The 24,870-nt window shown below is 66.3% G+C and carries 26 protein-coding genes; 12 read left to right on the top strand and 14 right to left on the bottom strand.

Annotated features, from left to right (window positions below; genetic code table 11):
• Positions 1-132 precede the first annotated feature (132 nt).
• Positions 133-1,893, bottom strand: a complete 1,761-nt coding sequence (locus NTV05_02940; GenBank protein MCX6543352.1) for a sigma 54-interacting transcriptional regulator — start codon at positions 1,891-1,893, stop codon at positions 133-135.
• Between the two features lie 528 nt (positions 1,894-2,421).
• Between NTV05_02940 and NTV05_02945 the strand changes: the two genes are divergently transcribed.
• The 9 genes from NTV05_02945 to NTV05_02985 all read left to right on the top strand — a co-directional run bounded on the left by NTV05_02945 (position 2,422) and on the right by NTV05_02985 (position 10,535).
• Positions 2,422-3,837 (top strand): (Fe-S)-binding protein, encoded by a 1,416-nt coding sequence (locus tag NTV05_02945; protein ID MCX6543353.1) that lies wholly within the window; start codon positions 2,422-2,424, stop codon positions 3,835-3,837.
• A 20-nt stretch (positions 3,838-3,857) separates the two neighbouring features.
• Positions 3,858-4,598, top strand: a complete 741-nt coding sequence (locus NTV05_02950) for a hypothetical protein (GenBank protein ID MCX6543354.1) — start codon at positions 3,858-3,860, stop codon at positions 4,596-4,598.
• Between the two features lie 21 nt (positions 4,599-4,619).
• Complete coding sequence (locus NTV05_02955; GenBank protein MCX6543355.1) at positions 4,620-5,372, top strand: 4Fe-4S dicluster domain-containing protein; 753 nt, start codon at positions 4,620-4,622, stop codon at positions 5,370-5,372.
• On the top strand, positions 5,365-7,215 hold the full coding sequence (gene hybB, locus NTV05_02960; GenBank protein MCX6543356.1) for a Ni/Fe-hydrogenase cytochrome b subunit: 1,851 nt from the start codon (positions 5,365-5,367) through the stop codon (positions 7,213-7,215). The genes NTV05_02955 and hybB overlap by 8 nt, the downstream gene beginning before the upstream one ends.
• The gene (locus NTV05_02965) at positions 7,212-7,637 is read left to right on the top strand and encodes a PAS domain-containing protein (protein ID MCX6543357.1); all 426 of its coding nucleotides are present in this window, start codon (positions 7,212-7,214) and stop codon (positions 7,635-7,637) included. Before hybB ends, NTV05_02965 begins: the two co-directional genes overlap by 4 nt.
• The gene (locus NTV05_02970) at positions 7,634-9,085 is read left to right on the top strand and encodes an ATP-binding protein (protein ID MCX6543358.1); all 1,452 of its coding nucleotides are present in this window, start codon (positions 7,634-7,636) and stop codon (positions 9,083-9,085) included. The genes NTV05_02965 and NTV05_02970 overlap by 4 nt, the downstream gene beginning before the upstream one ends.
• Positions 9,048-9,572: a response regulator gene (locus NTV05_02975; GenBank protein MCX6543359.1), complete on the top strand. Its 525-nt coding sequence runs from the start codon at positions 9,048-9,050 to the stop codon at positions 9,570-9,572. Before NTV05_02970 ends, NTV05_02975 begins: the two co-directional genes overlap by 38 nt.
• The gene (locus NTV05_02980; GenBank protein MCX6543360.1) at positions 9,569-9,964 is read left to right on the top strand and encodes a response regulator; all 396 of its coding nucleotides are present in this window, start codon (positions 9,569-9,571) and stop codon (positions 9,962-9,964) included. Before NTV05_02975 ends, NTV05_02980 begins: the two co-directional genes overlap by 4 nt.
• A 118-nt stretch (positions 9,965-10,082) precedes the next feature.
• A complete protein-coding gene (locus tag NTV05_02985) occupies positions 10,083-10,535 on the top strand; it encodes a PadR family transcriptional regulator (protein ID MCX6543361.1) in 453 nt (150 codons plus the stop codon).
• Between the two features lie 111 nt (positions 10,536-10,646).
• Here NTV05_02985 and NTV05_02990 read toward each other — a convergent pair whose 3' ends face one another.
• From NTV05_02990 to NTV05_03015, 6 genes are all read right to left on the bottom strand, one after another.
• Complete coding sequence (locus tag NTV05_02990) at positions 10,647-10,844, bottom strand: hypothetical protein (GenBank protein MCX6543362.1); 198 nt, start codon at positions 10,842-10,844, stop codon at positions 10,647-10,649.
• Positions 10,845-10,911: 67 nt separating this feature from the next.
• A complete protein-coding gene (locus NTV05_02995) occupies positions 10,912-11,271 on the bottom strand; it encodes a hypothetical protein (GenBank protein ID MCX6543363.1) in 360 nt (119 codons plus the stop codon).
• 15 nt (positions 11,272-11,286) lie between these two features.
• A complete protein-coding gene (locus NTV05_03000; GenBank protein MCX6543364.1) occupies positions 11,287-12,456 on the bottom strand; it encodes an aminotransferase class V-fold PLP-dependent enzyme in 1,170 nt (389 codons plus the stop codon).
• A 337-nt stretch (positions 12,457-12,793) separates the two neighbouring features.
• Complete coding sequence (locus NTV05_03005; GenBank protein ID MCX6543365.1) at positions 12,794-13,240, bottom strand: CGGC domain-containing protein; 447 nt, start codon at positions 13,238-13,240, stop codon at positions 12,794-12,796.
• 125 nt (positions 13,241-13,365) lie between these two features.
• Positions 13,366-13,761 carry a diguanylate cyclase gene (locus NTV05_03010; protein MCX6543366.1) on the bottom strand — a complete coding sequence of 132 codons (396 nt, stop codon included), beginning with the start codon at positions 13,759-13,761 and terminating at the stop codon, positions 13,366-13,368.
• A complete protein-coding gene (locus NTV05_03015) occupies positions 13,758-14,156 on the bottom strand; it encodes a DUF134 domain-containing protein (protein MCX6543367.1) in 399 nt (132 codons plus the stop codon). Before NTV05_03015 ends, NTV05_03010 begins: the two co-directional genes overlap by 4 nt.
• Positions 14,157-14,474: 318 nt before the next feature.
• Here NTV05_03015 and NTV05_03020 point away from each other — a divergent pair, with 318 nt between their 5' ends.
• Positions 14,475-14,999, top strand: a complete 525-nt coding sequence (locus NTV05_03020) for an Rrf2 family transcriptional regulator (GenBank protein MCX6543368.1) — start codon at positions 14,475-14,477, stop codon at positions 14,997-14,999.
• Positions 15,000-15,068: 69 nt separating this feature from the next.
• On the opposite strand, the gene NTV05_03025 is transcribed toward NTV05_03020, so the two are convergent.
• The 6 genes from NTV05_03025 to NTV05_03050 form a co-directional block, all read right to left on the bottom strand.
• Positions 15,069-15,713 carry an adenylate kinase gene (locus NTV05_03025; GenBank protein ID MCX6543369.1) on the bottom strand — a complete coding sequence of 215 codons (645 nt, stop codon included), beginning with the start codon at positions 15,711-15,713 and terminating at the stop codon, positions 15,069-15,071.
• Positions 15,713-16,714, bottom strand: coding sequence for an HAD hydrolase-like protein (locus NTV05_03030; GenBank protein ID MCX6543370.1), 1,002 nt, complete (start codon positions 16,712-16,714; stop codon positions 15,713-15,715). Before NTV05_03030 ends, NTV05_03025 begins: the two co-directional genes overlap by 1 nt.
• The gene (locus tag NTV05_03035; GenBank protein ID MCX6543371.1) at positions 16,711-17,394 is read right to left on the bottom strand and encodes a lactate utilization protein; all 684 of its coding nucleotides are present in this window, start codon (positions 17,392-17,394) and stop codon (positions 16,711-16,713) included. The genes NTV05_03030 and NTV05_03035 overlap by 4 nt, the downstream gene beginning before the upstream one ends.
• Positions 17,391-18,890, bottom strand: a complete 1,500-nt coding sequence (locus NTV05_03040; GenBank protein ID MCX6543372.1) for a LutB/LldF family L-lactate oxidation iron-sulfur protein — start codon at positions 18,888-18,890, stop codon at positions 17,391-17,393. The genes NTV05_03035 and NTV05_03040 overlap by 4 nt, the downstream gene beginning before the upstream one ends.
• Complete coding sequence (locus NTV05_03045) at positions 18,883-19,671, bottom strand: (Fe-S)-binding protein (GenBank protein MCX6543373.1); 789 nt, start codon at positions 19,669-19,671, stop codon at positions 18,883-18,885. The genes NTV05_03040 and NTV05_03045 overlap by 8 nt, the downstream gene beginning before the upstream one ends.
• Before the next feature lie 80 nt (positions 19,672-19,751).
• Positions 19,752-20,819: an NADH:flavin oxidoreductase/NADH oxidase gene (locus tag NTV05_03050; GenBank protein MCX6543374.1), complete on the bottom strand. Its 1,068-nt coding sequence runs from the start codon at positions 20,817-20,819 to the stop codon at positions 19,752-19,754.
• Between the two features lie 44 nt (positions 20,820-20,863).
• Between NTV05_03050 and NTV05_03055 the strand changes: the two genes are divergently transcribed.
• Together NTV05_03055 and NTV05_03060 are read left to right on the top strand one after the other, a co-directional pair.
• The gene (locus NTV05_03055; protein MCX6543375.1) at positions 20,864-21,622 is read left to right on the top strand and encodes an ABC transporter ATP-binding protein; all 759 of its coding nucleotides are present in this window, start codon (positions 20,864-20,866) and stop codon (positions 21,620-21,622) included.
• A complete protein-coding gene (locus NTV05_03060) occupies positions 21,619-23,763 on the top strand; it encodes an ABC transporter permease subunit (GenBank protein MCX6543376.1) in 2,145 nt (714 codons plus the stop codon). Before NTV05_03055 ends, NTV05_03060 begins: the two co-directional genes overlap by 4 nt.
• Here NTV05_03060 and NTV05_03065 read toward each other — a convergent pair.
• Positions 23,750-24,754 (bottom strand): zinc-binding dehydrogenase, encoded by a 1,005-nt coding sequence (locus NTV05_03065; GenBank protein ID MCX6543377.1) that lies wholly within the window; start codon positions 24,752-24,754, stop codon positions 23,750-23,752. The genes NTV05_03060 and NTV05_03065 overlap by 14 nt on opposite strands.
• Positions 24,755-24,870: the final 116 nt, after the last annotated feature.

A 24,870-nucleotide genomic window follows, 5' to 3' on the forward strand; every position in this document is an offset into this window, starting at 1 on the left:
GGTCTGCTGATTTCGTGACGGATCGGTCCGCCGCAGAGAGTGGTCAGCGGCCGCCACCTGGTCTCAAGTTACGACAACATCGTGCTTTGCAGTCGTGTCGTTCAGGACGGGGCGTGTCCAGAATCTATTTCGTTACAGGTCTGTATTGTGGAACACCGGGTGACCATCAAGGAAGCGATACAGGGTAGTCCGACTGACGGCAAGCAGCCGGGCCGCGTGCGCCCGGCTGCCCCCCGCCCTGCTGAGCGCGTCCGCCACACGTTCGACGTCGAGCTTACCTGGACGTCCCGCCTTCGTGGCGATCGGATTCTTCTGAAGCGGCACGATCTCCGGGGGAAGATGCTGGAGATCAAGCGCATCGCCGTGGCACTTGATCATGCCGAACTGAACGGCGTTGCCGAGTTCTCGGACGTTGCCCGGCCACGCGTAACTTTCCAGGCGGGCGCGAGCCGCCGGCGTGACGTGGGTCACGCGTTTCGCGGTGTCACTGGAGAACTTGTCGAGGAAGTGTTCGACGAGCAGGGGAATGTCACTCGCGCGTTCGCGCAACGGCGGGACCGTCAGCGGTACCACGGCAAGACGGTAGTACAGGTCCTCGCGAAACAGACCCTGTTGGGTCAGGCGTTTCAAGTCCTTGTTGGTGGCGCAGATGACTCGCACGTCTGCCTTGAGGTTCCGTTCGCCGCCGACCGGCATGAACAGCTTGTCCTGCACCACTCGCAAGAGCTTGACCTGCATGGCCGAGGAGATCTCGCCGATCTCGTCGAGAAAGATGGTCCCGCCCTCGGAGAGCGCGAACCGTCCCTTCCGATCGTGGATCGCGCCGGTGAATGCGCCCTTGACGTGCCCGAACAGCTCGCTTTCCAACGTGCCCTCGGGCAGCGCGCCGCAGTTTACCGGGACGAACGGCCCTGCGCCGCGCCGGCTCAACTGGTGCAGGGCCGTGGCCACCAGCTCTTTGCCCGTGCCGCTCTCGCCCTGAATCAGAATCGGCACGTTGATGTCGGTCAGCTCGCGGATCGAATCAAACACGCGCTGCATCAACGGGTGGCGCCCGACAATGCCGCAGAACCCCCGCGTATGCTCCAGCCGCTCACGCAGATGAACCACCTCGGTCACGTCGCGAAAGACCACCAGCGCACCGGTGACATGATGCTCAGGAGTCTCGGTGGTCACCACCGACATCTGGAGGTCGCGCCGTTCGCCGCGTTTGGTGATGAAGGTGCGGGGGTAGCCCAGCCTCGAGCGTGCGGCATGGCGCTGGTCGGTGCAGAACGAGCAGTCGCCGCCGCAGAACCGGTCGAGGAAGACATCGTGGCAGTCGCGGCCGATGACGTCGCCGTACTCGCGCTCCGTGATCTGTTGTGCCGCCCGGTTGAAGAAGTAGATCCGGCGATCCATATCGTGTGCCAGGACGCCGTCCGTCAGATTGTCGAGCAGCGATCCCAGCGTGATGCGGACCTGGCGGATCGATTCGAGAAACCCGAACTGAAAGAGGCCTTCCACACGATGGCGGATATCGTCCCTGACCTGCCGGAACACCTCGTCAGCCGGGCCGGTCGTTGCCGGGTCCTGTGTGGCGGGATCGACAAGCGGCCAGTGCACACGTGCGGGCGAACCGGGCAACGTCGGGCACGATTCCCGGGAGTGGTTGCACAAGGTCACCACGACGTCGAATGGTTCATATCGGATTTCGTCGAGTGCAAGGGCCACCCGGGGCGCAATCTCGATCCCGAGCTCCGCCATCACCCGAGAGGCGGATGGCGCCACATCCTGATGAACGTCTCCGGCGCAGGTGATTTCCATGTCTTTCGGCGAAATCCTGCGCGCAAACGCCACAGCCATCTGGCTGCGCCCCGCGTTGCCGCTGCATGCGAAGAGGATGCGGAACATGCCAAGTCTCTCTGCCGAGCAACTATAGGGAACTTCGGGACGTGGGGCAAGTGCGCCGACGCGGTCTCACAGATCCGACGCCGGCGGCATCCCGTCCCCCCCCGGGTCCTGCCTGAAGCGTGGCAGACGGGCGGTGGAGGGAGCCGGGCCTTGTTCGACCATCGACGAGACCGTCGTCGCGGCCGGCGCGGCGCTGGCCGGCGTGCGGAGATGACGTCAGAACCGATCCTGCCCTGACGCCCGCGCCGCTCGCCCCGAGTCCGCCACCGATCGCGTTCCTGCATCCGGCGTACAGGGGGACTCGACGACCGGGCTGGCCCGGTCCTTCCACCACCTGAGCGGCCGGGTGCGTTCCCCCTCGCGGGGACGATCAATTCCGATTGTCGACCAAGTAAGTGTAGTATTCGTTTAGATGTGAAATACATCTATATGTGATATTCTCTCTCTGTCACGCCCCTACTGCCGGTCCCTGTTCCTCCCCAGGCGGCTGGCACGCGCATCCCGCCCAGACGGAGGACGAGCGACACCATGCCGGGCGCACCACTCACCGAAGCCGAACGCGCACGCGCGTTCGCCCTGCCGAAAAAGCCGGCCGTCATCGAGCGCCAGCGCTTGGCCGTCCGATACCACGTTGAGGACTTCGACGTCCGAGACCGCCCCAGGCGGTTTCTCGAGGCCTTCGCCGCCATCCTGAAGCACACGAACTACCGGGTGGCCCTCGACCACTACGCGCGCATCAGCACGAAGTGCGCCCGGTGCGCCGTCAAGTGCCAGATCCATGAGGCCACCGGCGACGATCGCGACATTCCCTGCTGGCGCTCGGAGCTGCTGCTGGCGGTCTATCGCCGGCACTTCACCATCTCGGGCATCCTGCGCGGACGGATCCTCGGGGACCCCGGACTGACCGATGAGACCGTCGCCGAAATGGCGGACACCTTCTACGACTGCACGGCGTGCCGGCGCTGTCATTTCGAATGCCCGATGGGCGTCGATCATGGCCTGGTGACGCATCTCGGGCGCTATGTACTCTCGGAGATCGGCATCGTGCCGCGTGCGCTGGCGGTCAGCACCCGCGAACAGCTGCTCGGCGCGAGCGGGAACACGTCGGCGATCCCCGTGCCCGCCCTACTGGACAGTCTCGAATTCCTCAGCGAGGAGATGCAGGACGAGAAACACATCGCCATTCCGTTCCCGGTCGATCAGGAAGGCGCCGAGTACCTGTTCCTGCCGGCGGTCTCAGACTTCATCATGGAGGCCGACAGCCTGATGGGGATCGCGGCGGTGTTCCGCGCGACCGGCGACAGTTGGACGATCGGGACGGGCTATTTCGACGGGATCAACTACGGGCTGTTCTACAGCGACCAGGTCCTGGAGCACGTGCTGCGGAAGGTGCGGGCCGAAGCCGAGCGGCTCAAGGTCAAGAAGATCCTCATCGGCGAGTGTGGCCACGCCTCACGGTCGGCGAAGCACTTCTACCCGATGTTCTGCGGCGGCGCCGAAGCGCTCCCGGTGCTGAACATCATGGAATACACGCATCGGGCGTGGCGCGAGGGGCGGCTCCGGCTCAATCCGGACGTGGTGACCGAGCGCGTGACGTACCACGATCCGTGCAATGTCGCCCGGCCGGGATGGATCGTGGAGCAGCCACGCGAGCTGCTGAAGGCCTTCTGCCGCAACTATGTGGAGATGACCCCGAATCGACGCGACAATATCTGCTGCGGCGGCGGGGGCGGCACGGTCTCGATCGACGAGATCCGGCCCTATCGCACCGCGATCGGCGGCCGGGTCAAGGCCGATCAGATTAGGACCACCGGAGCGGAGTACTGCGTGGCGCCCTGCGCCAACTGCAAGAAGCAGCTCCGGGAACTGATGGAGGATCAGGGGATGGACTGCAAGATTGTGGGGCTCCACGACCTGATCTACAAGGCCCTCGTGCTCGACTGACGCCCGCAGGAGGAACAAGCGTGGAAGCCTGGATCGTGTTCGCGCGTGGCCCGCTATTCCGGTTGTGTTTCTCGATCATGGTGCTCGGCCTCGCGCGCGTGCTGTGGCTGACGGGGATCGGCATCATTGAGGCCTACGGGCGGAGTGACGACCGCGCGCTGGCCTACCGCGAGATCTTCCGCCAGACGCTCGGATGGGCGTTGCCGGTGGGTCGGGCGGGGAGGGCGCGTCCGCTCTACAGCCTGACCTCGGTCCTGTTCCATCTGGGGCTGCTGCTCGTGCCCCTGTTGCTCCAGGCGCATGTCCGGCTCTGGCAATCCGTGATCGGCATCGCGTGGCCGGTCCTGCCCGCCGCGGCCGCCGACGGCCTCACCCTCCTGATGCTGGTGACGGCAGTGGGCCTCTTCGCCGGGCGCCTCGCCGACCGGCGATCCCGCGCCATCAGCCGGCTGCAGGACTACGTGTGGCCGCTGCTGCTGGCCGTGCCCTTCGTGAGCGGCTTCGCGTGCGCGAACCTGACGCTCGCGCCCCTGACCTACCAGGCCGGCATGCTGCTGCACCTCCTGTCGGCCGACGCCGTTATGTTCCTGCTCCCGTTCACGAAGATCACCCACTGCGTGCTTCAGCCCTTGTCGCAACTGGTGACCGCCGTCGCCTGGAAGTTCGTGCCCGAGGCCGGCGACCGCGTCGCCGCCACGCTCGGGTTCGCCGATCGGCCGAGCTGGGCTGAGAGATCCCGGCTCGGTGGGCCGCATTCCTGATTCCGAGGAGACCCGAGTCCGATGAACGCCGCCATCCTTACCGACACCACGCTGTGCATCGGCTGCAACGAGTGCGCATTGGCGTGCAAGAAGGTCAACAAGCTCGAGGCCGACGTGCCGCGTCGATGGGATCTCCAGGATGGGCTCTCGGCGCGAAACTGGACCTCGGTGGTGCGCGGCCCCGACCAGTCGTTTGTGCGCAAGCAGTGCCGGCATTGCCTCGAGCCGGCGTGTGTGGCGGCGTGCCCCGTGGGAGCCCTGTCGAAGACCGAGACCGGCGCCGTGGTGTACGACGGCCAGAAGTGTCTGGGGTGCCGGTACTGCATGATGGCGTGCCCGTACAACATCCCACGGTACGACTGGGACCAGCGCGTGCCCTACGTCCGCAAGTGCGTGTTGTGCTACGACCGCATCAAGACGGGCGGTCAGCCTGGCTGCACGGAGGCCTGTCCGACGAAAGCCACAATCTTCGGCGACCGCGACGTCCTGCTGGCCGAGGCCCATCGTCGAATAGCCGAGCACCCGGAAAAGTACATCGACAGGGTCTGGGGAGAAGACGAGATCGGCGGCACCTCGGTCGTCTACATCTCGAACGTCGACCTGTCGTTCCTGGCCCACGGGATGGCGTTGGGGCGCGTGCCGATTCCCGAGCGGACGTCGATGGCCATGGAGGCCGTGCCGTTCGCGTTCACCGGGGTCGTGGCCGTGATGGCCGGCGTGCACTGGGTCGTCGAGCGGCGGATGAAACGGCAGTCGGAGGACCACGATGAGTAGGGCGCGCAGACTGAAGTTCGTCCTGTGGGCGATCGTGGGGCTCGCCGCCGCCGTCGGGACGACCCGCATGCTGGTCGGGCTCGGCGCCACCAGCCACCTGTCGGACGCCACGCCCTGGGGGCTCTGGATCGGATTCGACGTGATGGCCGGCGTCGCCCTGGCCGCTGGCGGCTTCATCATCACGGCGTCGGTCTACATCTTCAAGCTGGAGCGTTTCCATGACGTGGTCCGTCCCGCGGTCCTGACGGCGTTCCTCGGCTATCTCGCCGTGGTGGTGGGCCTGCTGTTCGACCTTGGTCTGCCGTGGAACATCTGGCACATGATCGTGTTCTGGAACACGCGCTCGCCGCTTTTCGAGGTCGGCTGGTGCGTGATGTTGTACCTGACGGTGCTGGCCCTGGAGTTCTTCCCGGTGCCGGCCGAGCAGTTCAGTGCGCTCGCGAAGATCCGGCGCGTGCTCCTCAAGTGGCGGCTGCCGCTCGTGATCGCCGGCATCGGCCTGTCGACGCTGCACCAGTCGTCGCTCGGATCGCTGTTCCTGGCGATGCCGTACCACGTGCACCCGTTGTGGTACTCCCCGTGGCTGCCCGTGCTGTTCCTCGTCTCCGCGATCGCCCTCGGCCTGCAGATGGTCATCGTCGAGAGCCACTTCACGGCGTACGTGTACCGGCGCAAGCCCGAAACCGGGGTACTGGAGGGGCTGACCACGCCCGCTCGCTGGATCCTGCTCGCCTACCTCGCGTTGCGCTTCGGCGACCTCGCCGCCCGCGGGAACCTCCGGCTGTTGACCGGAGGGGAGTGGCAGGTGAAGATGTTCTGGTTCGAGGTGGCCGTGATGGCCGGGCTTCCGATCGTGCTCCTGTCGATTGGGCGCGTCCGCCGCTCGCGCGCAGGCCAGTTTGCGGCGGCCGGGCTCGGTGTCTTCGGCGTCGTTCTCAATCGGGTCGACGTCGGCGGACTGGTCCACACGGGCCGCGGCGAGGCGCTCTACGTCCCGGCCTGGACCGAGTTCGCCGTCAGCGCCGGCGTGGTGGCCGCGGCGGTGCTCGCCTTCCTGTTCGCCGTCGAGCGGTTTGCGGTCTGGCACGATCGTCCCGCCGATCCCGATGCGGATCCCCTCAAGCTTCCCGAGTTCGACAAGGTCGGCACGACCTGGCTCGGTGTGCCGGCCGTGGCAGATCGGACCGTGTATTCCCTCGTGTTCGTCGTCGCGGCCGCCGTCGGGTTTGCCCTGCTGCCGGCGTCGGCGGCGGCCGGCCGCGGTGTCGAGCCAGGGCCTGCCCACAGAGCGCGCGGCGGAGAGATTCTGTGGATCGACGGCAACCTGGACGGCAACGGTGTCGCCTTTCCCCACGACGCGCACGAACAGCGGGAGGGCGGCAAGGAGTCGTGCCCGCGGTGCCATCACATGAACCTGCCCCGCGACCGGGCATCCGGCTGCTTCGAATGTCACCGGGACATGTGGCAACCGACCGACGCGTTCGGCCACGAGCGGCACGCCTCCCCCACAGGTGGCCGCCTCTCCTGCGCGACCTGTCACCCTTCGGCCGAGCCCCGGAGTGCGTCCACCGCGAAGACCTGCGTGACGTGCCACAAGGACCTGATTCCAGCGGGGGCGTTCATCAAGGTGAACAACGGGTACCGCGCATCCGGATACGTGCGGGCCATGCACGCCCTCTGCATCGACTGCCACACGCATGTGATGGCGGCCCGCAAGAAGCCCAATCTCGGCCGGTGCACCAACTGCCACCGGGAGCGGCGCAGCTTCGTCGATGCGCCCGACCTCGCGGTCCGCGAGCGCATAGGGGCCAGTGTCGTGCTGCCCCAGGGTGTGGCGAGATGACCAGTCGGGTCCGCGATCGGCTCGATGCGCTGCTGGGGCCAGGCCTGTTCGAACTGGTGCCCTTCAACGTCGCCGTCATCGATCGGGACTTCCAGGTGGTGGCCGCCAACAGGAACTTCGAGGAGTACTTTGGCGAATGGCGCGGCGCCAGGTGCTACGAAGTCTGCAAGAACGCCAGCGGCGAATGCTCGTGCTGTCAGGCGCTGGCCACCTTCGAGGACGGCCGCGTCCGGGTATCGGACGAGACGGGCGTCGACCGGCACGGCCGCGCCTGTCACTACGTCGTGCACATCGCGCCGTTGAAGGATGAGCACGGTGTGGTCGAGTTCGTCATCGAGATGACGACGGACCTGACCGAGACACGGCACTGGCGCGCGAATACGATCTGCTGTTCGACCGCGTCCCGTGCTCCGTCTCGGTGATCGACAGGGACTTCCGGGTCATCCGCGCCAACGAGCATCTGCGTGCGACGTTCGGCGAGACCGAAGGACGACGGTGTTACGAGGTCTACAAACGGCGCAAGACGCCCTGCGTCAGCTGTCCCGCCAGCCTGACCTTCGAGGACGGCGGCGATCACGTGGCCAGCCAGTTTGGCGTGCGCCGCGACGGATCACCCGCGCACTATGTGGTGACCACCTCACCGCTGTCGCGGGGCAGGAACGAGGTGGCCCACGTCATCGAGATCTCGACCGACGTGACCGACATCCGCCGGCTCGAGGATACACTCCATCGGACCCGGCACTTCTACGAGAGCCTCGTGCACAACTCCGCCACCGGCATCCTGGCGCTGGACGCGGCCGGCGGCACGCGATTGCTGAATCCGGCGGCGCGGGCGCTGCTCGGCCTCGCGGCAAACAGCAGCCCCTCTCCCCGACGCCTGCGCGAGATGTTGCCGCCGGAGTTCTTCGAGGGATCGCCAGCGGCCGAGTTCGAACTCACGCTCCCAGAAGTGCTCGTCCGGGCCGTCGGCGGGGAAGAGGTGCCGGTTCGGTTCTCGGCCGTCAATCTCAGGAGCCATCGGCAGGCACTCGGGCGCGCGGCGTTCATGCAGGACCTCCGGCCATTAAAACAGCTGGAGAAGGAGAAGCTCGAGGCCGAGCGCCTGGGGGCAGTGGGGCAGACGGTCGCTGGGCTGGCCCACACGATCAAGAACCTGCTGATGGCGCTCGAAGGCGGGATGTACCTGCTCGAGAGCGGCCTGACCAAGGCGGACGTGCCTCGGATCACTGAAGGCTGGGAAATCCTCCACCGCAATCTCGGCAAGACCACGGCGATGGTGCGCGACTTCCTCAGCTTCGCCAAAGGACGTCTTCCGGAGTTCCGGATGACCAATCCCAACGATGTCGCCCGCACGGTCGTCGACCTCTACCGGGAGGCGGCCCGCCAGCAGGGTGTCGAGCTCGTCCTCGATGCGGCGGCCGACGTGGCGCCGGCGCCGCTCGATCCGGCCGGGATCGAGTCGTGCCTGACCAATCTCGTGTCGAACGGCATTGATGCGGCCCTGCTGCGCCGGGAACCCGGGGGCCTGGTGACCGTCCGGACGCGCAGCCGTTCGTCCGACGTGGTCTATGAAGTGGCCGACAACGGCTGCGGCATGGACTCGAAGCTCAAGGAACGGGTGTTCACGACGTTCTTCACCACCAAGGGAAACAAGGGGACCGGACTCGGCCTGCTCACCACACGCAGGATCGTCCAGGAACACGGGGGCCGGATCGAGACCGAGTCGACGGTGGACCAGGGGTCGGTGTTCCGCATTCTGCTGCCGCGTGCCCGCCTGGAGGCGCTGGCGAAAGCCGCCGGCACGGCGGAGGCGGAGGGCCTCGGAGGGAAATATGAACCAGGAAACCCCGATGCGCGTGCTGATCGTTGACGACGAACAGGATGTTCGCAACTACCTCCAGGGCGCTCTGGCAGATGCCGGGTTTGCCGTGGAGACGGCCACCGACGGTCTCGATGCGATGGCCAAGGTGCGTGCGCACGCGCCCGATGCCATCTCCCTCGATCTGGTGATGCCGCGCCACTCCGGAGCCAGGTTCTACCGGGACCTGCAGAAGGACCCGCGTCTGTCCAGAATCCCGGTTCTCATTGTCACCGGCCACGCGCGGGACGAGCTGGGCGGACCGGATTTCGAGGAAATGACCTTGCGCGGACCCGGCGTGTACATCGAGAAGCCCGTCAACCCCGGCACCTACGTGGCGGCGATCCGCGCGCTTCTGAAACTGGAGACCCCATCGCCGCCGGGACCCACTGACCTGCGTCGCACATTGGAAGACGCGCTCGCCAGCGCCGACCATGACGCCCTGCAGCGGGCGCTGGCCGCGCTGCAGAAACCGTCGAGACCGGAGGGACACGAATGAACCCGCAGAAGACGATTCTAGTGGTCGAGGACGAAACCGACGAAGTCGCCTACCTGTCCGCCCTGTTCAAGGACAACGGGTTCGGCGTGCTCTCAGCGAGCAACGGTCGCGAGGGCTTCCTGATGGCGAAGACACACCATCCCGACGCCATCACCCTCGACATCACGATGCCTGAGGAATCCGGCGTACGGATGTTCCGTGACCTTCAGGAGGACGCTTCGACCGCAAACATTCCGGTGGTGATCATCACGGGCGTGTCGCACGAGTTCAAGCGCTTTATCGAGACGAGGAAGCACGTGCCACCGCCGGCAGGCTACTTCGACAAACCGCCGGATCGCCAGCAACTCCTGGCCAAGATCCGCGAAGTGGTGGGCGCGGCCGACGCCGGATGAGCCCGGGCCGATCGCCCGTCCGACCCCAGGCACACCCAATTCGGGAGGCGGACGTGGTTGAGTGCGGCGCATGCTAGACTTCTGCGTCGGAACCCCGCCGGGTCCAGAGGAGGAGCACGTGCCAAGCCGAGTGTGCACACGTCACGGGAAGGACTATCCGTGTACTTGCGCCATGGGCAACCTCTCCAGGTTCGTCGAACCGGTTGTGCTGCTCTTGCTCAGCAAGAAGGGGCATTCGTACGGATACGACCTGTCGGGCGAACTGCAGCAGCATACCCTCACCGACGCCGAAATCGAGCGAGCGGCCCTCTACAGGGTGCTGCGCCGGCTCGAAATGAACGGCAACGTCAAGTCCGAATGGGATGTCGCCCAGGTGGGACCGGCCCGGCGCGTCTACCGGCTGACGCCGAAGGGGCGCGAGCACCTCGATGAGTGGGCCACCGTTCTCGATCACGTGTCTCACTCGATGGCGCGATTCGTCCGCGACGTCCGGAGCCTTGGCGCCCCGGCCACCGGCCGGCCACCGGCGCGCACGCGCACACACCGCCCTGCGGCGCCGGGACGCAGGTAGGTCGCCGGAGACGCTGGCGACGTGCCGACCCCGGCGGCTATCAACCGACCGTTGGGCGCGGCAATGACCCTGCCGGGCGATCACCGACCGGGCGGCGGTAGAGACGGCCGATCAGGAAGATGGTTCAGCGGGAGAGCGGTACAGCGACGCCGAGTACAGTCCACCACCGGTGTAGTCGAGGCAGACATGACCCAGCCTGTCGAGCCGCTCGTAGTCGGTCGCTCGCAAGGTGTCCAGTTTCGAGGTCGCCGAGTAACCGGGATAGTCCCGCAGGAACGCGCGGAAGGCCGCGTCAACGGCGGTGTCCATTTATCGTGCCCGTCCAGTCTGCTCGGAGCTGGCGTGCGTCGCGCGCGTCGGCGCGGGTTCGCTCATGCTAGCTCTTGCACTCGCAGCACGAGGCGGCATGTTCGTCAGTGATTGGCGCCGCAACGCTTAACTCTCCGGCGATGAACCGCCGGACGACGTCATCAACCTGGCCTGTGACGCCGAGTACAGGCTGGACGCCTTTTCCCGTCATCACAGACCGGGCCGTCGGTCCCATGGAACCCGCGATGACGTACTTGATCGAGTTGCGCACGAACAAGTCGGCCCAGAAGGTGTGGCTGGCGCCCGGGTTCGGGATCAGCAGCGTTTCACGGATCCGGCCGTCTTCGACCTCGACAATGCTGCAGAACGGACAGCAGCCGAAGCCCGAGGCGACGAAGTCGTGATCAGTGGCGATAGCGATCTTCATCGTGTCTTCTCCTGTTCAGCGAACCTTTTTCGCACGGGCTGCCGCGATCTCCCGCACGGCGCCGATGGCCGTCGTAATCTGCTCTTCCGTGTTGAACGGGCCTAGTCCGAACCGGACGGCGCCATACAGCTTGTCCAGCCCGAGTTGTTCGTGCACCCTGGGTGCACAATGGAGGCCGGTTCGGCACGCAATGTTGTAGTCGACGTCCAGCATCGTCCCGGTATTGCCCGGCTCGAACCCGTCGACGTTGAAGCTCATCACGGCGATGTGGTTGGTCAGGTCGTCCTGACAGTAGAGGCTCACCCCAGGAATGTCGCGGAGGCCCTCCACCAGCGAGCGCATCAGCCCCATCTCGTGCGCCTCAATGGCCGCCAGACCCGTCTTGTGAATCCACCGCAGACCGGCGTTCACGCCGGCGATGCCCATGATATTGGGTGTGCCGTACTCGAGACGCCACGGGTACTCGTCGAGGTGCGACCGTTGGGCCGATCGGACACCCGTGCCGCCGGCGCGTGTGTGCCGGATCTCAACCCCTTCCCGCACGTACATGCCACCGATACCGGTGGGCCCCATCAGCGACTTGTGGCCCGTAAAGGCCAGCACATCCACGTTCATCGCCTGGACATCGATCGGGATCTTCCCGGCCGTCTGCGACGCGTCCACGACCAGATGGATGCCGCGATCCCGGCACCGACGCCCAATCTCCTGAATGGGCTGGACCGTGCCAATGACATTCGACGCATGGTTGATCGCCACCACACGGGTCGTCGGTCTGAAGCGCGCAGCCACGGCGTCCGGATCAATGAAGCCCCGCTCGTCGAACGGCACATGATCGACCTCGACACCGTGGTGGGTTGCCAGGTGGTACAGGGGGCGCAGCACCGCGTTGTGTTCGATCGTCGTGGTGACCGCATGATCGCCGGCCGAGAGCATCCCGAACAGCGCGAGATTCAACGCGTCGGTGGAGTTGTACGCGAAGATCAGGCGATCAGGATCGGAGCCGTTGAAGAATTGCGTCAACAGCTTTCGCGTGTCATCCACCAACTGGCCCGTCTCCATGCACAGGTCGTAGCCCGAACGGCCCGGGTTGACACCGTGCGTCCGGTAGAACTCGTCCATGAAGACATACGTTTCTTCGGGCTTCGGAAACGACGTCGCGGCATTGTCGAGGTAGATCATGCTCATAGGATCTCTAAAGGCAGTTCCGAGACCTGCGTACGCGGTTGTCGCTCGGGCCGCCAGAATGGGGGTCTTGAAACCGGTTCTAGCGTGGGGCAGGTTCAAACCCAGCAGGCGATGCCATTATAGCCCAGCATCGGGCCTTCAAGTCGGTGCAGACGGCACGTGAGGACACGGCACGTCCGGACCGGCCGGTACGTCCGCTTCGGCTGTGCAGCGCCACCCGGGGAGCCGCGCCGGTCGCGTCGGCGGGGGGTATCCACAGGGGACGAGTCTGCTGTTGATACCCGTGTGTCTGGCCTTCATCCTGGTCTCCTGTGCGCGCGTGGATCGCCCCCGGCGGTCAGTCGTACGCGAGCCGTATGGCCTTGTCGCCCACTGTCGGGGAGAGACGGGCCGGCCACTCAGGTCCGGTCCACGTGCCACATGCCTGGTGGGTGAGGTAGTACTTCTCCGGGATCGGATGCGTGCCGATAACGACCGGAATGCCGTACTTCTCGGTGATGAACGTCTTGAAGTAGTCGATGTGCGGGCACGGAGGATACCCGACGACCAGGCCGGTCGCCAAGTGGATGACGTCGACTCCATTCTTCTTCATTTCCTCCGGCGCATGCTCGACGTTGCCGCCGGGACATCCGTCACAGGTCGTGAACGCAACGAGTTCGACGTCGCGTCCTTCATAGGCACTGAACGCGCCTTCGTGAGCCCTGAGCGCTCGCAGGCACTTCCCGCCAGCGCACGTCCGATACCTGTCGCAGATGATGATGCCAACGCGAATCGGATTCGACACGTTTCCCCCTCCTATCAAGGGACAGGCGCGCCTCAGCGCACCCGTCGATCTGCGAACGTCCCGCGCGGCGGGCTCCGGTGTTGCCGCCACCGTGATCTCCCATCCTTCACCCTCTATCCGCCTCCTCAGCCGCGACCGTGCGCGTGACCGTGTTGATGGCCTTGCCCGTGGCCTCCGCAGGCCGCGTCGGCCGTCATCGCCCGGAGTTTGCCCGCCTTGAACGCGGCCATGGTCATCTCCACGGTCGGGTGCTCGGCACGATAGACCTGGAGCCCGGACGCCAGCAGCTTGCTCAACGCGCCCATTCCGATGCCGCCTACGACGATGCCGCCGAGATCTTCGCCCTGGATGGCCATCAGCGGTTGGCACATGCCATGCGCGTGGTGCTGGTTCCGATTTGGGAGTGCGCGACAGGTTCCGAGCTCGGTGTCGACAATCATGAAGAAGGGCGCCGAGCCGAAGTGGGCGCAAACCGGGCTGGCGATGCCCTCATCCGAGTTGACAGGAATGCAGATGTTCACAGAAGTTCCTCTTCCCGGGGGCATGGTTTCCTGCACTGTGGGTCCCGCCGCTGCGGCTTCTCGCCGAGTGCGTCGTGCAGGCGGCAGCAGCGCCGTCGACCCGTGTGCACCTGTATAGGGCCGCCCTCCATTCTGAGGGCCTTTCCGTGTACCAGCGCGTCAGCGATCTTGGTGCGCGCCGAGTCGATGATGCGCGAGAACGTCGGCCTGGACACCTGCATCTGTTCGGCGGCGCCGTCGTGGTAGAGCTTCTCCAGGTCGACGAGCCGGAGCGCTTCGAACTCGTCGAGGGTCATGACGACATCATCGAGCAGCATCCGGGGAACGCCGGCCGGCACAAAGACGGGGGCGACCGGTCGGCCGGCGATACGGCGGGAGCAGAACGGACGTGGCACTGATCAACGACTCCGGTATCATTATGAGCATATGTCCATAATTGTCAAGAACGCACTCGAGAACTCGGAGTCCTGGGCAAGAGAAGGGTGGTGGCGGTGGGGGGGCCGTGGCGACGAGGAATGCCGGTTTGGTCCAGCCTGGGATCGACCGGGTCGAAGCCTACGTACGACATGGGAGTAGCCGGACTGACTTCGCTTGGTCGGGTATTGGTAAATCGACGCCGCATCGTTCGCTGGCCCGTCGGATTGCGCCACTATTCCCTTGACAGAATCCGAGCGACGACGTAGGAATTAACAATCGCCTGACGGAGGTTTTTGGTGCGCCTGAATACTCGCGGTCGATACGGCTTGCAGTTGCTCACTCAACTGGCCTGCCACGTGAAGGACCCCAAGCCGGTCGGCCTGAAGCAGGTCGCCGCCGCGACGGGTCTGCCCTGGCGCTATCTTGAACAGATTGCCGGGCCCTTGCGGAAGGCGGCGCTCATCAAAGGGCGGCCCGGGCGCACGGGTGGGTACGTGCTCGGACGCCTGCCCGACCGCATCAGCCTCCGCGAGGTCATCGAATCGGGCGTCGGCCCACTCTGTCTGATGGACTGCGTCGATCTGCCGTCGATGTGCGACCAAAGCCCGGGCTGCTCGTCTCGCCAGGTGTGGGTCAAGGTGACCCGTGAACTGCGCGACGTTCTTGACCGGTTCACGCTGGCCGATCTGGCGAATCGCCCCTGCTCGGGACTGCGGGATGCCGCCAAACGCGCGCGCGGCGCCAGGAAGACGGCGGCAAAGCCGCCTGCGCGAGGCGGCAGGTCGGCCAAGAAGTGGCGTTTCGTCAGGTCGTACGAGTAGCCGCCTTCGCTGCCTTCGGCAGCTTCTGCGTGCCAAGGGCCGTAAGGGCGTGACGGGTCGCGCCTCCTGCTACGCCGGCGGGCCCAATCCGATGGCGCCGAACATGCGCGATTTCACCGTGTCGACCGAGCCGACGCCGTCTATTCTCCGCAGCAGGCCGGCTTGCTCATAGTATGGAATCAGCGGCTGGGTCTTGCTGTGGTATTCCTGCAGACGCCTGATCAGGACGTCGGCGGTGTCGTCCTGTCGAATCAGCACCCGCGCCGCGATCTCCGCTGTCGGCGGCGGATCGAATTTCAGGTGGTAGATGTGCCCGGTGATCGGGTCGGTTGCCCGGCCCACGATGCGCTCCAGAATCGCGGCATCTTCGACTTCAATCAACAGGACGTGGGAGAGAGACCGGCTGTAGCGGTGGAGCATCTGATCCAGCCACTGGGCCTGGACGACCGTCCGCGGAAACCCGTCGAGCAGGAATCCGGGCTGGCAGTCCGGCTGCGTCAGCCGGTGCTCGACCAGCGCGTGCACGAGCGCGTCGGGCACGAGCGCGCCGGCCTCCGCGTACTTCTTGAACTCGAGGCCTTGAGGCGTCTGGCTCTTGATGGCGGTCCGGATGATGTCCCCGGTTGAGACCTGAAGGATGCCCAGTGCGCGGGTCAGGGCATCAGCCTGCGTTCCCTTTCCCGCCCCGGGCGGGCCGAGCAGCACGATATTCATCAAGCGGCCTCCGAACTTCGAATGACGGTCAGCACGTCGGCGAGCGAGTCGCAGTAGTGCTCGCAGAGCGGACGCGTTCCGCTCTGAATGATATTGCCCCCTGCGATCCCGATAGTGGGGAAGCCGGCCAGCCGAATCGCACAGACGCCGGCGCCGCTATCCTCGATTCCGAGCACATGGTTGCGCTGGTCGAACTCGATCCCGAGCCCGATTCTGGAGATCTCGGCGTAGAGCCACGGGTGCGGCTTGGGAGACAGTTCGCCGAGGGTGCCGGCGCGGCCGTGGCCGACCGGATACCCCGCGGTGATGATGGCATCGTAGAACGCGGCCGGGTCGCCCAGATCCATCGTCCTGAACGCGGCGACCAGTTCGGGCCAGGCCTTCTCGTGCAAGCCTGACGTGACCACGCCAATCCTGATGCCGTCGGCCTTGAGCGCCAGCAGAAAATCCCTAAGGCCAGGCGTCGGCACGAAGACGTCGGTGCGGCCGCGCCCTTCGAGAATCTCGCGCATCTCGCGGCGCGTGTGCTCAAAGTAGTACCGGCGAGCCTGCTCGACGGTCTTGTCCGGGCAGTACTTGGTGATGCAGTACTGCAGATGCTCCGACACGCTGAAGCCGGATACGAACGGGAGGTCGGACGTCTCGAGCGAAAACGACGGCCGCCCGAGCAGGCTGGCGGTGGCCTGCTCGATCATCCACACCCAGAACGGTTCGCTGCGCACGGTGGTGCCGTCCAGATCCATCAGCACCGCGCGAACGGGCCGCTCGATCTGCACGGGGTGCACCGGGTAGTACGCGGCATATCCCAGCGCCGATTTGACGTAGGCCAGTGTGCGGTCAGCAAACACGACAAACTCGACGCGGCCGTCCGCGGGCGTCAGGATCCGCTCCACGCCGTCGCGGCCGACGCGGAACGTGCCGTCGCTGCAGGCATCGAGCGAGAGCAGGCCCGTCTGGTCGGCCAGCGTTCCGAGTCCGGGGATGCTCAGCGGTTTGCTCATGGGATCAGGATCACGTGCACGTGTTTCGGGCCGTGCACGCCGTGGGTCAACGTCATTTCAATATCGGCCGTCCGACTCGGGCCCGCGATCGCGACCAGGTTGCTTCCAGCCCCCACCAGATCCGGCCGCGCGACCAGGAGCGCCGGTAGCGACGGGAATATCCGGTCCCGCTTCACCACCGCGATGTGCACTGGCGGCAGCAGCGAGGCGAGCCGTCCGCGTCCGGGCCCGCTTGCCAGCACGATCGCCCCGCTGTCGGCCAGCGCCGCGTCAGCGCCGGTCACGCCGATTCCGACCTGCGCCAACACGCGAATACGCTCGTCGCGGCCGTGCTGATCGAATGGGAGATCATATGCCATGCGATGCAGTCCGCGCGACGTCAGCGTGTCGACCAGTCCGGCGCATTCGATAGCGTCCTCGTTCCAGCTCAGATATGACGAGGCTCCAGAGGCGCGGGCGATGCCGATGATCGTGTCGCTGATCGTCGCGAGCGAATGCGCATGATGCACCTCGCCGGCAAGCGCGACAAGCGCCTGCGCGAATTGTTCGATCGGATCTTCCGCGCCCGTTGCCTCTGGCGGGACGGCATAGAACGGACGATCTGCCGACGAATGCGGAAGCTCCGCCCGAAGCAGCGCGTCGCGGACAGCCCCGAGCACCCGATCGCGTGAGTTCGTCATCGGCGGGTCCGTTCCGCCCCGCGCTTCGGGCGCCACGACTGCGTAAACGACTTGGCAGCCGGGGCAGGGAAATCTCGCGACTGGGTCCAGGCCGCGAGCGGTCCGGGGAGCCTCGTCAACCACCCGTCTGGGGCGACGGCCGCGCCGATTCGGCCCACCAGATTGCCCACGTGGCGATACACGGCCGGGCGCGTCGCCACGGCCGCGAAGATCCGCATGCCAAGTCTGAGCCACGCCGGCCCGAGCGATTGGCGAACCGCCTGCGCGCGCAGCTTCAGGAGCAATCGCGGCAGGTCGATGCGGACAGGGCAGACGTCGCGGCATGCGCCGCAGAGGCTGCTGGCCTGCGGAAGCTCCGACCAGGCACCAAGTCCCTCGAGGCCGGGCATCACTACCGATCCAACTGGCCCCGGGTAGACGCCACCGTACGCGTGGCCGCCAATCTGGCGGTAGACTGGGCAGACGTTCAGGCAGGCGCCGCAGCGGACGCAATAGAGGATTTCCGCCAGTTCGGAACCCAGCAGTCTCGTGCGGCCGTTGTCCACGATGACGATGTGGAGCTGGTCGGGGCCGTCCGGTTCGCCGCCGCCAGCATCGGCGGCGCTGCCACGACGCCGTGGCCCCGTCAGCACGTTTGTGTAGACCGGCATCGCCTGGCCCGTTGCGCTTCGTGCGAGCAGCTGCAGCACGACGCTCAGATCGGCCGAGGTCGGGACGAGCCGCTCCAATCCCAGCAGCGCGACGTGGACCCGTGGCAAGGTCGTCGTCAGCCGGCCGTTTCCCTCGTTGGTCACGAGGCAGAGGCTGCCGGTGTCGGCGACGGCGAGGTTGACGCCGCTGACGCCCATGCCGGCACCGACGAACTGGTCGCGCAGCGTCTTCCTGGCGAATGCCGTCATCGCGGGGATGGTCGCCACCTCTTCGTCGGTGGCCCCGAGCTTCTCGCGGAACAGCGCCGCCACGTCCTCGCGGCGACGATGCACGATGGGCGCGATGATGTGCGACGGCCTGTCCCCCGCCAGCTGGACGACGAACTCGCCGAGGTCCGTTTCGACGACGCGGATGCCAGCCGATTCCAGGGCGCTGTTGAGTTCGATCTCCTCGCTCAACATCGACTTCGACTTGACGGCGAGAGAGACTCCGCTGGCCCGGGCAATCTCCACGACCATGCGTGCGGCGTCGGCTGCCGTCTCTGCCCAATGGATGCGGCATCCGGCGCGCTCGGCATTCGTGGTGAACTCGACGAGGTAGCGATCGAGGTGTGCGATTGTGTGGGCGCGAATCCGCTGCGCCGCGACTCGCAGGGCCTCGGCGTACGGCAGCGCGGCAAAGGCGGTGGCGCGGCCCGTGGCGAGCCGGCCCGTGGTCATCGACAGCGCCTGGCGCAGCTTTCCGTCTCCAAGCGCCGTGTCGATGCGCGTGTGGAACGCGGCGCCGGCGACATCGGCCTCGGCGTGGGCCTTCGCAGCCGCTCCGCGGGAGGTCGACTCACTCATGGTCGGATCCCGCGAGGACTTCGGCGATGTGCATGATCCGGACGGGACTGCGCCGCCTGCGGAGCCCGCCGCCGATGTGCATCAGGCAGCTGACGTCGGTCGCCACCACGGCCTCGGCGCCGCTGCTCTCGATTGATGCGATCTTCGCTTCGAGCATCGCCGCCGAGACGGGAGCCATCTTGATCGCGAACAAGCCGCCAAACCCGCAACACGTTTCAGCGTCCGGCAGGTCCGCGCATCGCCCGCCCGTCGCCGCCCCGAGCAACTGACGCGGCGCCTCGCGAAGATCGAGCCCGCGCAGGCCGTGGCACGATGCGTGATAGGCGAGCCGGGTGTTCGTGCGGGATCCGGGATCGCTCTGGCCCAGCACATCGACAATGAACTGCGACAGCTCCCAGGTTCGCGACGCGAGTTCGCGGGCCTTCGGACCGTAGACCGCATCCTGCGCGAGCAGCTCCGGATAGTGGTTCACGATCATGTCGGCGCACGAACCCGACGGCACGACGACCGGGTCGGGGCTGGCCGACAGGACGTCGATCGTATGCCGCGCCATCGCCCGGGCATGATCGGTGAAGCCGCCATTAAGAGCCGGTTGGCCGCAGCATGTCTGGTCGGCTGGCACATCGACGGCGACGCCGGCCCGTTCGAGTACCGCGACAGTCGCGTGGCCCACACCGGGGAAGAACCGGTCGACCAGGCACGTCGCAAACAGCTGCACCCGCGACGGGCGCGCGGTTGGCGGTTGCGGCGGCGGTGCGTCTGTGCTCGTGTCGGTCTTCATCAATGACTCGGCGATGCAGACGGTACCATGGGGCCAATGTCAAAAGCGAGTCAAGGGCACGCCTCCGCGCGATTTCCCAGCTACTTGGCTCTCGCGTACTGATTCGGCCACGGCACGTCGTGGCCGAGCGTGCGCGCCGCGTGCAGCGGCCAGTACGGATCGCGGAGCATCTCGCGCGCCAGCAGCACCATGTCCGCCTGCTCGGTGCGGATAATCTGATCGGCCTGGGCGGGCGAGGTGATGAACCCGACGGCCGCGGTCAACATCGGCACGGTGTCCTTGATCCGCTGCGAGAACGGCACCTGGAATCCCGGTCCGGCCGGAATGGCGATGCCCGGCGCAATGCCGCCCGACGAGCAATCGATGAGGTCGACCCCGTGCCGCGACAGGTGGTGGGCCAGCGCCACGGCATCTTCGGCGCGCCAGCCGCCCTCGGCCCAGTCGGTGGCCGATATGCGGACGAACATCGGCTTCGACGCGGGCCACTCCTGCCGGACGGCAGCGCACACCTGTTTCAGCAGCCGCGTGCGATTGTCGTACGACCCGCCGTATTCGTCTGCGCGCGTGTTGGCTATCGGCGAGAGAAACTCGTGGATCAGGTAGCCATGGGCGGCGTGAATCTCGACGACATCGAATCCGGCATCCCTCGCTCTGCGCGCCGCTGCGGCAAAGGCCGCAACAGTCTCCGCGATGCCGCCGGCGGTGAGCGCTTCGGGGTCGGGTGAGTGCGCGTCGAACGGCACCGCGCTCGGCCCGGCCACGGGCCATCCGCCATCAGCGACGCCGACCACGCGCCCGCCCATCCAGGGCGGCGCCGTGCTGGCCTTGCGCCCGGCATGCGCGAGTTGAATGCCCGCGACGGCGCCCTGTGCCCTGACGAAATCGACCACCCGCCTGAGTCCCGGGATGTGGTGGTCATCCCAGATTCCAAGATCGGCGGGGCTGATGCGGCCCCTCGGCAACACCGCCGTGGCCTCGGTCATTACGAGGCCCGCGCCGCCGACGGCGCGGCTTCCCAGGTGGACCAGATGCCAGTCGGTGGCGCAACCGTCCTCGCTGGAGTACTGGCACATCGGCGAGACGCCAATCCGGTTGCGGAACGTGACGTCACGAATGATCAGCGGCGTAAACAAGTGCGGCACGGCCATGGAAGACTCCCCAGTCTGTTAGGATATCGCAGCCGGAGGTCAGGATGATCCCAACGCTCGTCGCGGAAGGGCTGGTCAAACGATTCGGGGCCGTGTCCGCCGTTCAGCAGGTCAGCGTTTCGGTTGCGTCGGGTGAGGTCGTGGGCCTGCTTGGACCGAATGGCGCCGGCAAGACCACGACGCTGCGGATGCTGGCCGGCATCCTGACGCCCGACGAAGGCCACGTGCGGATTGGCGGCACCGACATTCACGAGTACCCGCTCGAGGCCAAGCGCCGGCTGGGATTCCTTTCCGGCGATACCCAGTTGTATCAACGGCTGTCGACCATTGAAGTGTTGCGCTATTTCGGCCGTCTTTACAGCGTCGCGCCGGCGGCGCTCGAGGCGCGGATTCGGCAACTGGTCGACGAACTCGAGATGAATGATTTCGCCGGCCGGCCGTGCTCGACGCTGTCGACCGGGCAGCGGCAGCGGGCCAATATCGCGCGCGCATTCCTGCACGACCCCGACCTGCTGATTCTCGACGAGCCGACCGCGGCCCTCGACGTGGTCTCGGGGCAGTTCATCGTCGAATCGATCCGTCGGCAGCGCGCCGCCGGGCGCGCCGTGCTGTTCTCGACGCACATCATGAGCGAAGCCGAGTACCTCTGCGACCGGATTGTGCTCCTGCATGAAGGCCGCATCATCGACCAGGGGACCCTGGAGATGCTGCTTGAGCGATCGGGGAGCCGGAACCTGACCGACGCGTTCCTTCACCAGATCGGCCGCGAGGCGGTGACGTCGGGGATGGCGGCGACGTCATGAGGCTTCACCTGGTTCGCACCATCGTCTTCAAGGAACTTACCGAGACGCTGCGTGATCGCCGCACGCTGTTGATGATGGTCGCGCTTCCCGTGCTGCTGTATCCGATCATCATCATGGGGTTCGGCAAGCTCCAGGAATCCACCCGGGAAGCGACCGAGGGGCGGGAATCCCGCGTGGCCGTCTGGGGCAGCGGGCTCTCCGGACTGGAGAACGCGCTGAAGCGTGAGGGCAAGCTCCAGGTGGAAGCCTGGGCCCATGCGCCGCGCGATGTGAAGGAGGGGCTCGAGCAAGGCACGTTGAAGAGGCCGGCGCTCTCGGCCAAGACCGAGAAGGACGCGGCCGGAGCGCGCGATCGCTCGGGCGATCCCGTCCGCGGGACAACCGAATCGGCCTCGCCCGTGCTGGACGCGGCGCGGGCGGCCATTGTCGATCGCCGTGTGGACGCGGTGCTGGTCGTCTGGCCGGACGTCGCATCGGCTGTGGCCGAGGGGCGGGCCGGCGGCGTGTCGATCTACTTCGATTCGGTTCGCGAGGATTCCGCCGAGGCCGAGCGCCGGGTGTTCGAAGGGCTCACCGAACTCCGCCAGTCGCTGGTGCGCGAACGGCAGCGCCAGCGCGGTCTCGACGAGGGCTTCGCGATCGGGCTCGACCTGCGTTCGACCAATGTCGCGCCCGAGAGCCGACGAACCGGGCAGCTGCTTGGCCTCGTCCTGCCGTTCATGCTGGTGACGATGTCGCTGCTTGGCGGGTTCTACCCGGCGATCGATCTGACGGCGGGAGAAAAGGAGCGGGGCACGATGCAGACGCTGCTTTGCGCGCCCCTCCGGTCGGTCGAGATCATTGCGGGCAAGTTTCTGGCCGTGTGGATCGTGAGTCTGATCGCGGCGCTCGCCAACGTGGCGTCGCTCGGTGCGACGCTGATGCGCATCCTGCCGGGCGAGCAGATGAGTGTCGCGCCTTCCACTTTCGTGCTGACGTTCGTCATGCTGCTGCCCGTGACGTTCTTCATCACGGCGATCTTTCTGGCGGTCGCGGCCTTTGCGAAGGACTTCAAGGACGGACAGAACTTCCTCACGCCAGTGTACATGCTGCTCGCGCTGCCGGCCGGCGTCACGATGCTGCGCGGCGTCGAGCTGAACGGCTGGACGGCCTTCGTGCCGGTGGTCAACATCGCCTTGCTGATCAAGGCGCTGCTCGTTTCCGAGGCCGCCGCCGATCTCGTGTTTCTCGTGCTCATCTCGTCGACGGCGTACGCCCTGCTGGCACTGTTGCTGGCGGCGCGGGTGTTCGAACGTGAACAGGTGCTGCTTGGAGGGCACGAATCGGTTCGCAGCCTGCTTGGCTTCGAGCGGACGAGAGGGAGCCGGCCTGGTCCGACGTTCGTGCTGACTGCGTTTGCCGTCGTGCTCGTGCTGACCTTCTATGGAAGCCTTCTACTCGAGCGTGCAGGCACCGTCACCACCCTCCTCGTCACTGAATATGGGTTCTTCCTGCTGCCGACGCTGCTCCTGATGGCGGCGTTCGGCTTCCCGGCGAGGACCACCTTGTCACTCCGGCGCCCGCCCGTACTTGGCGTGCTGGCAGCCGTGCTCATCGGGTGTTCCGCGTGGGCGTTTGTCGGCGGCGTCCTCATCCGGCTCCTGCCTCCCCCCGAGTCGCTCGTGCATGCCCTCGAGAAGGTCCTGCTGCTCGATGGTCAGCCGACCTCGCTCTGGGTGGTGTGGCTGCTGATTGCCGTCACGCCTGCGCTGTGCGAGGAGTTCTTCTTCCGCGGACTCGTGCTGTCGGGCCTGCGCACACTCGGCATGGTGCCCGCCATTTTCGTGTGTGCGCTGCTGTTCGGACTCGCACACAGCTCCATCTACCGCCTGCTGCCGACGATGTTCATCGGGGGGCTGCTGACCTGGCTCGTCTGGCGGACCGGATCGATCTGGTGCGGCATCATCGGCCATGCGCTCAACAACGGCATCGCGGCGACTCTCGTCTTCGACAAGGGCCTGGGCGACTGGTTCGGCGCGAGTACGCAGGCGTTCCTTGGCTGGCCGCTTACGCTGGCCGGCACGCTCGTCCTGGGCCTTGGCGTGCTGATGCTGAAGATGGTCCCGCCCGCGCGGGACGGACGCTCTTCTACGCGATCGTAAGCACGATCTTGCCGAACTGATCGGCCTGGTCCATCCGTCGGTGGGCGGCGGCGCAATCCGCCAGCGCAAATACGCGGTCCACGACGGGCTTGAGACCGCCCTCAAACAACGCCAGCATGCTCGCGAACTCGCGCGGCGTGCCCATCGTGCTGCCAAGAATCGAGATCTGTTTCCAGAAGATCTTGCGCACTTCAATCGTGGAGAGCGACCCGGTAGTAGTCCCGAACGTGACGATGCGGCCGCCCGGTCTGATGATGTCAATCAGCGTGGGAAAGACGTCTTTGCCCGCGCTGTCGATGATGACATCCGGGCCGCCGCCCGCCAGTTGCTGTACCAGTTTGCCCCAGGCCTCGGCGCGGTAGTTCACACCTCCCACCGCCCCGAGGTCGCGGGCGCGGGCGAGCTTGTCGTCGCTGCCTGAGGTGACCAGGACGCGCGCGCCGGCGTGGTGCGCAAAGAGCAGCGCCAGCGTCGCGACGCCGCCGCCGACCCCGGTGACGAGAACCGTCTCTCCCGCTTTCACCTGGGCGCGCGTGAACACCGCACGATAGGCCGTCAGTCCGGCGAGCGGGATGGCGGCGGCTTCCGTCCACGTGAGCGCCGCCGGCCTGGGAAACAGGTTGCTGACGGGAACCGCGACCAGATCGGCGTATGTGCCGTTGTCGGGGAGGCCGAGGATGCGGTACCCCGATCCCTGCGCGCGATCGTCAGCGCCCCAGTCGAGGCTCGGATTGATGACGACCTCTGATCCGATCAATGAGCGATCGACGCCCTCGCCCACGCCCACGACCTCGCCCGCGCCGTCGGAGCCGAGGATGACGGGCAGGGTGATGCCCGCGTAGAGCCCTCTTCGAATCCAGGCGTCCCGATGGTTGAGCGCGGCCGCGCGCACCCGCACCAGCGCCTGCCGCGGCCCTGGCGTCGGATCCGAGACCTGTTCAAGGACGAGTGTGTCGGGGCCTCCGAGCTCACGCAATACTACGGCTTTCATGGTGGTGGTTCTTCCGGCTCCTCGGCGGGCACGGCATGCCGTGCCCCTACGCATCCATTCTGGCCTTCCTGCTCCGTGTGTTCACGGTCCTCGGGAACGGCGGCCAACCTCGGGAC

Source organism: Acidobacteriota bacterium, assembly GCA_026393755.1.
In the GTDB taxonomy this organism is placed as follows: Bacteria; Acidobacteriota; Vicinamibacteria; order Vicinamibacterales; family JAKQTR01; genus JBAXOX01.

Bases quoted from the DNA above. Each gene is read 5' to 3' on its own strand.
- NTV05_03055 (MCX6543375.1), top strand. From the start codon at position 20,864: ATGATCCCAACGCTCGTCGCGGAAGGGCTGGTCAAACGATTCGGGGCC.
- NTV05_02995 (MCX6543363.1), bottom strand. From the start codon at position 11,271: ATGAAGATCGCTATCGCCACTGATCACGACTTCGTCGCCTCGGGCTTC.
- NTV05_03045 (MCX6543373.1), bottom strand. From the start codon at position 19,671: ATGAAGACCGACACGAGCACAGACGCACCGCCGCCGCAACCGCCAACC.
- NTV05_03050 (MCX6543374.1), bottom strand. From the start codon at position 20,819: ATGGCCGTGCCGCACTTGTTTACGCCGCTGATCATTCGTGACGTCACG.
- NTV05_02980 (MCX6543360.1), top strand. From the start codon at position 9,569: ATGAACCCGCAGAAGACGATTCTAGTGGTCGAGGACGAAACCGACGAA.
- NTV05_02945 (MCX6543353.1), top strand. From the start codon at position 2,422: ATGCCGGGCGCACCACTCACCGAAGCCGAACGCGCACGCGCGTTCGCC.
- NTV05_02990 (MCX6543362.1), bottom strand. From the start codon at position 10,844: ATGGACACCGCCGTTGACGCGGCCTTCCGCGCGTTCCTGCGGGACTAT.
- NTV05_03035 (MCX6543371.1), bottom strand. From the start codon at position 17,394: ATGACGAACTCACGCGATCGGGTGCTCGGGGCTGTCCGCGACGCGCTG.
- NTV05_02940 (MCX6543352.1), bottom strand. From the start codon at position 1,893: ATGTTCCGCATCCTCTTCGCATGCAGCGGCAACGCGGGGCGCAGCCAG.
- hybB (MCX6543356.1), top strand. From the start codon at position 5,365: ATGAGTAGGGCGCGCAGACTGAAGTTCGTCCTGTGGGCGATCGTGGGG.
- NTV05_03000 (MCX6543364.1), bottom strand. From the start codon at position 12,456: ATGAGCATGATCTACCTCGACAATGCCGCGACGTCGTTTCCGAAGCCC.
- NTV05_02975 (MCX6543359.1), top strand. From the start codon at position 9,048: ATGAACCAGGAAACCCCGATGCGCGTGCTGATCGTTGACGACGAACAG.
- NTV05_03030 (MCX6543370.1), bottom strand. From the start codon at position 16,714: ATGAGCAAACCGCTGAGCATCCCCGGACTCGGAACGCTGGCCGACCAG.
- NTV05_03065 (MCX6543377.1), bottom strand. From the start codon at position 24,754: ATGAAAGCCGTAGTATTGCGTGAGCTCGGAGGCCCCGACACACTCGTC.
- NTV05_03040 (MCX6543372.1), bottom strand. From the start codon at position 18,890: ATGAGTGAGTCGACCTCCCGCGGAGCGGCTGCGAAGGCCCACGCCGAG.
- NTV05_03025 (MCX6543369.1), bottom strand. From the start codon at position 15,713: ATGAATATCGTGCTGCTCGGCCCGCCCGGGGCGGGAAAGGGAACGCAG.
- NTV05_02955 (MCX6543355.1), top strand. From the start codon at position 4,620: ATGAACGCCGCCATCCTTACCGACACCACGCTGTGCATCGGCTGCAAC.
- NTV05_02965 (MCX6543357.1), top strand. From the start codon at position 7,212: ATGACCAGTCGGGTCCGCGATCGGCTCGATGCGCTGCTGGGGCCAGGC.
- NTV05_03060 (MCX6543376.1), top strand. From the start codon at position 21,619: ATGAGGCTTCACCTGGTTCGCACCATCGTCTTCAAGGAACTTACCGAG.